This is a genomic window from Bacteroidota bacterium (assembly GCA_034723125.1).
Classification (GTDB): Bacteria; Bacteroidota; Bacteroidia; order CAILMK01; family JAAYUY01; genus JAYEOP01.
On record JAYEOP010000049.1, the window covers coordinates 1 to 5,466 of the forward strand.

Here is a 5,466-nt window from a genome sequence, read left to right on the forward strand (position 1 = left end):
ACAATATTACAATTTTTTTGAATTTCTTTATTAAAAAAATATCCACAAATATACAATAAATAAATTAAAAAGATTATTTACTTCAATTTTTAATCCATTATTTTTTATAGAGCTTTCTTAAATTGGAAACATTTAAATAGTGGGAATTGTGGAAAAAATTGCAATATTTGCACTTAAATATATTTTCTAATAAATGGAATATTCTTCCCAAATAATAAAAAATCTTGTTGACAGTTTTGTTAGATTCCCCGGTATTGGAAAAAGAACAGCAATAAGAATGGTGCTTCATCTGTTAAAACAAAATGATGATGAGGTAACAACACTGGGAGAATTAATTTTAAAAACCAGAACTGAAATAAAATATTGTAAAATCTGCCATAACTTATCGGATAAAGAAGTTTGTAATATTTGTAGTGATAATTCAAGGGATCATAGTAGTGTTTGTGTTGTTGAAGATTTAAGGGATATTATTGCAATAGAAAACACCAGCCAATTTAATGGCGTTTATCACGTTTTAGGAGGTTTAATTTCTCCAATCGAAGGTGTTAGTCCATCGGAATTAAATATTAATTCCTTAATAAAACGTATTGAAAAGGATGAAATAAAAGAACTTATTTTTGCTCTGAATGCAAATATGGAAGGAGACACAACAATGTTTTATATTTCAAAACAACTTAAAAACAAAAAAATAAAATTATCAGCTATTTCAAGAGGAATCTCAGTTGGTGGTGAACTGGAATTCGCTGATGAAATTACTCTTGGTAGAAGTATTAAAAATCGTACTACATATCATATTTAATAAATGAAGCTTAGCATCGTCATAGTAAATTATAACGTAAAGTATTTTCTGGAGCAATGCCTATTGTCAGTAAAAAAAGCAATTCAGCAAATGGAATTGTCAAATCCTGCTTTTAGTTCCGAAATATTTGTTGTGGATAATAATTCCGTTGACAGCTCTGCTACTATGCTTAAAACAAAATTTCCTTCTGTAATTTCAATTTTTAACAAAAAGAATGTAGGTTTTTCCGTTGCAAACAATCAAGCGATAAAAATAGCAAAAGGGGAATATATTTTATTATTAAATCCTGATACTGTTGTTAATGAAGATTCTTTCCAAAAGATTATTGATTTTATGGACAAAAACCCTAAAGCCGGTGCTTTGGGTGTAAAAATGATTGATGGTTCAGGAAATTTTTTACCTGAATCAAAAAGAGGATTTCCTTCTCCTCGTATTGCTTTTCACAAAATATCAGGATTGTCAAAACTTTTCCCAAAATCAAAAAAATTTGGGCAGTATCATTTAGGATATTTAGATAACAATTCTATAAATGAAGTCGATGTTTTATCAGGTGCATTTTTTTTGTTACGAAAAGAAACTCTTGAAAAGGTAGGATTGCTTGATGAAGGGTTTTTTATGTATGGTGAAGATATTGATCTGTCATACAGAATTCAACTTGCAGGCTATAAAAACTTTTATTTTCCTGAAACGCAAATTATTCACTATAAGGGAGAAAGCACAAAAAACGGAAGTCTCAATTATGTATTTCTTTTTTATAAAGCAATGATAATTTTTGCCAAAAAACATTTTTCTAAAAAGAATGCTTCACTTTTTTCATTTTTTATAAATATTGCAATTTATTTAAGAGCAGGAGTATCAATAGTTCACAGGTTTTTCAATCGTTCAATATTTTTTCTTTCTGATTTTTCTTTGATTTTCGGAGGACTTCTACTTGTGAAAATATTTTGGGAATCAAATTCAAAAGTCGGGCATGGCATCCCTTATCCAAGGGAATTTCTTATTTATATTTTACCGTTATATTCATTATTATGGACATTAGGTTTATTTTTTGTAAAAAATTATTCAAGACCTTTTAAAATAAGTAAAATTCTAAAAGGTGTTTTATTGGGGACAATTCTTATAAGTTCTTTTTATGCCTTTTTTGAAGAATCTTTCAGATTTTCTCGTGCAATAATAATTCTTGGTACTCTAAGTACTTTTTTCGCATCAGTGATAACTCGCATAATGTATAATTTGATTGTGGATAAAAGTTTTAATCTTTGGTTTTCCAATGAAACAAAAATTGCAGTTGTTGGAAGCAAAGAAGAAAATAAAAGGGTATTACAATTGTTGAATAGAAGTCCTTTAAACTTCAAATATGCCGGTTATATTTCTCCCCCCAATCAAGAATCTAATGACAAATCTAATCTTGGCACTATTAATCAACTGAATGAGATAATTCATGTTTTTAATATTCGTGAATTGATTTTTTGTTCAAAGGATATTACCTCCTCTGCGATAATTGAAATTATGACCAAAGTAGAAAAAAAGGATGTAATATTTAAAATTGCACCTCCTGAAAGTCTTTTTGTTATTGGTAGTAACGACAAAAATAATAGTGGAGATTATTATACAATTGATATTGAACTGTCCATTTCTAAAACCGAAAACAAGACTAATAAACGAATGATGGATATTTTTGTCTCCTTATTTTTCTTAATTTTTTATCCTGTATTTGTTTGGTTTCAGAACTCAAAAATTGGATTTATTAAAAATATTTTTTCAGTGCTGATAGGAAACAAAAGCTGGGTTGGATACATTGACAATGAAGAAAACAATCAACTGCCGAAAATAAGAAAAGGAGTTTTAAGCTCAGCAGTAACATTTAAAAGAAAAGAGCTTGAAGAAAAGAGAATCAAACAGTTAAATCTTATTTACGCAAAAGATTACTCAGTATTTACTGATGTAAAAATAATGAAGGATGGAATTAGAATGTTAGGAAATTGATGATTTTATACTTTTCCACTACCACAAAATGAAATTCAGCGAACAAAAAGCTTCTATAATTTTTTTATTGTAAATTCAATCTTTTATGAATAAAGTATATCTTTGCACTTTTAAAAAAAATGACTTATGGCAAAGAAACAGATAGTAAAAAGAGAAAATAAAGACACTGCATTTAATATTCCAATTTTCACACCGGAAAACAAAACTAAATTGGAAGATTTTTACGAGAATAATAAAAAAATAATTACTTATGTTTTAACAGGAATTCTTATAGTACTAATTGCATTTTTCGCATATAAAAACCTGATTTTAAAACCAAAAAATCAAGAAGCAAAAGAGCTTGTTTTTATGGCTGAAGATTATTTTGCCAAAGATTCTTTTGAACTTGCACTCTATGGTCAAGCGGAAGCTTTTTACGGATTTCTTGATATCCTTGATGAATTTTCAATGACAGAAACAGCAAACCTTGCAAATTATTATGCAGGAATTTGTTTTCTTCACATAGGTGAATTTGAAGACGCAATAAAGCATCTGAAAAAATTTAAAACGAATAGTGAAATGTTAAAGCCTATTTCATTAGGAGCTATTGGCGATGCATATAGCGAATTACAAGAATACGAAAAAGCTTGTGATTATTATCTTAAAGCAGCTGAGGCAAAAGTCAATAAATTTTCAACACCATTATTTTACATGAAAGCAGGTAAAACTTATGAAGAAATTGCTGAATACAAAAAGGCAATTGAAGTTTATAACAGACTAAAAGAAGAATTTCCAAAAACACAAGAAGGCATGGATGTGGAAAAATATATTGGAAGAGCTGAAGCTAAGCTTAACAGTAAATAATTTTTGTTATGAGCATAAAGCAAGGTCCCGAAGAAAACTTTGATTTTAGTGAAGTAAAAAATGTTAAAAAATTAAAAATCGGAATAGTTACTTCCGAATGGAATCCAAAAGTAACAGCCTCTTTGTTAGAAGCTTGCAAAAAAACTTTAAGAAAATATAACATCATAGACGAAAATATTACAGAAAAATGGGTTCCGGGTTCTTTTGAATTAGCTCTTGCGGCACAGTGGCTTTTTGAATTAAAAAATGTTGATGCAGTTGTTTGTTTGGGTTGTATCATAAAAGGAGAAACACCGCATTTCCATTATATTTCCGAAGCAGTAGCTCTTAAAATTGCCGACCTTTCATTAAAATACAACCGACCTGCCTCCTTTGGAGTTATTACCGCAGAAACAGATGAACATGCGATAGAACGTGCAGGTGGAAAAAAAGGAAACAAAGGTGAAGAAGCAGCAATGGCAGTTCTAAAAATGCTAAAAATAAAAGACGACCTCAGATATAAATCTCAGGGGAATGTGGGTTTTTAGTACCTAAAGTACTTAGTGACACTACTTAGAGTTAAAAGCTAATCCTACGGACTTGCTTCGCTTCGAAAGTTACGGATAAACAGACCGCAGACGGCAGGTATTTATCAAAGGACCGAGGTCAATATTTTTATAAATATTTGCTTCTATGCTGTCAATTGCTTGTGAAATATTTGATTGAATTAATGTTTCTATTGAACTTAATTTTGAAGTATCTTTTAGTAAATATTAGCTCATAAAAAAACAGGCTCACAGTTTACTATAAGCCTGCCTTCTGTTATTTGATCGTAGTTGCAAACTACTACCAGTCTGGAATAAACAACTTTCATCTTTTATTTTGGTTCGGAAGACTTATTGGAACAGGGGATGGAGGTCCATTTTTATTATAATATACTTCTTTAATTAATTGACCTTTATCTGAATAATATTTCCAGAGTTCTCTTTTTTCTTTAAGTTTGCTTCTCCTTTTAATTGAAATAATACAACCTAGAAAATTCCTACGATTGCAAGCCAAATTCCCAAATTTGCCAATTTCCCTAATCGAATTATTTGAGTAAAAACTAACCCATAACCTATTTTGCTTAGTATATTTTAATAAAGGAATTATAGAGCCTGATAATGAGAAAATATATGAATATATTGTATCATTGCTCTTACAATAATATTTGCTCTTTAATAGATAATCTACACTTTTAGTTTTACTCCGTATCGTTCCTCCATTAATAGTATCATATGTTTGAGCATAAGAGCTTTGTAAAACTAACAACAATATAAAAAATAATATCACTCTCATTACATTATCTAATTTTATGAGGCAACATATACTGCTGTCTATTTTTTATTCTAATTACATTATTGTTGTCTAGTCGTATTCTTGAAAGCTTTGCATATGGACTAACTCCATCAATAGTAGTTGATAAAAGAATAAAATTTATCTTATCAGTTGGAGTTAATAAACGTTTATATTCTCTTTGATTAGTGTATCTCAATTGCCCCTGTGGGTCTATAAAAGTATTTTTACCTGCACTATATTGAGCGTCATGTGCTTCCACTTCATCAATCATGTCATAATTAATAGGATCCCAAGTGTTCTGAATTCTATTAAATTCAAAACCTAACTCACCATATTCAAACTGTATCCCATGCTTTGTCTCATGATCCAATGAAGATCCACGCAATTCGCCAGAGAGTTTGCGGTCTGTAACTGTGCTTAATACATTTCCGAGATGCTCACTTTGTTTATGTTCTAAAGCCCTTTTCCTGTCTAATCCCATAGAAAAGGAACTTCCGCTTTGCTCCAGTATGTCTAATTTT

General features: G+C 29.7%; 6 protein-coding genes. 4 read left to right on the forward strand and 2 right to left on the reverse strand.

Features of this window, described 5'->3' with window-relative positions; all coding sequences use genetic code 11:
- Positions 1 to 193 precede the first annotated feature (193 nt).
- From recR to ribH, 4 genes are all read left to right on the forward strand, one after another.
- The gene (recR, locus tag U9R42_01685; protein ID MEA3494725.1) at positions 194 to 799 is read left to right on the forward strand and encodes a recombination mediator RecR; all 606 of its coding nucleotides are present in this window, start codon (positions 194 to 196) and stop codon (positions 797 to 799) included.
- A gap of 3 nt (positions 800 to 802) precedes the next feature.
- Positions 803 to 2,785, forward strand: a complete 1,983-nt coding sequence (locus U9R42_01690) for a glycosyltransferase (protein ID MEA3494726.1) — start codon at positions 803 to 805, stop codon at positions 2,783 to 2,785.
- Positions 2,786 to 2,911: 126 nt separating this feature from the next.
- Positions 2,912 to 3,628: a tetratricopeptide repeat protein gene (locus U9R42_01695; protein MEA3494727.1), complete on the forward strand. Its 717-nt coding sequence runs from the start codon at positions 2,912 to 2,914 to the stop codon at positions 3,626 to 3,628.
- 8 nt (positions 3,629 to 3,636) lie between these two features.
- The gene (gene ribH / locus U9R42_01700; GenBank protein MEA3494728.1) at positions 3,637 to 4,155 is read left to right on the forward strand and encodes a 6,7-dimethyl-8-ribityllumazine synthase; all 519 of its coding nucleotides are present in this window, start codon (positions 3,637 to 3,639) and stop codon (positions 4,153 to 4,155) included.
- A gap of 322 nt (positions 4,156 to 4,477) precedes the next feature.
- Here ribH and U9R42_01705 read toward each other — a convergent pair whose 3' ends face one another.
- Together U9R42_01705 and U9R42_01710 are read right to left on the reverse strand one after the other, a co-directional pair.
- The gene (locus U9R42_01705) at positions 4,478 to 4,945 is read right to left on the reverse strand and encodes a hypothetical protein (GenBank protein ID MEA3494729.1); all 468 of its coding nucleotides are present in this window, start codon (positions 4,943 to 4,945) and stop codon (positions 4,478 to 4,480) included.
- Between the two features lie 4 nt (positions 4,946 to 4,949).
- Positions 4,950 to 5,466 (reverse strand): hypothetical protein (locus U9R42_01710; protein ID MEA3494730.1); only part of this gene is annotated, 517 nt, incomplete at its 5' end.

Excerpts from the sequence above, each read along its gene's own strand:
- U9R42_01695 (MEA3494727.1), top strand. The coding sequence starts at position 2,912 with ATGGCAAAGAAACAGATAGTAAAAAGAGAAAATAAAGACACTGCATTT.
- ribH (MEA3494728.1), top strand. The coding sequence starts at position 3,637 with ATGAGCATAAAGCAAGGTCCCGAAGAAAACTTTGATTTTAGTGAAGTA.
- U9R42_01690 (MEA3494726.1), top strand. The coding sequence starts at position 803 with ATGAAGCTTAGCATCGTCATAGTAAATTATAACGTAAAGTATTTTCTG.
- recR (MEA3494725.1), top strand. The coding sequence starts at position 194 with ATGGAATATTCTTCCCAAATAATAAAAAATCTTGTTGACAGTTTTGTT.
- U9R42_01705 (MEA3494729.1), bottom strand. The coding sequence starts at position 4,945 with ATGAGAGTGATATTATTTTTTATATTGTTGTTAGTTTTACAAAGCTCT.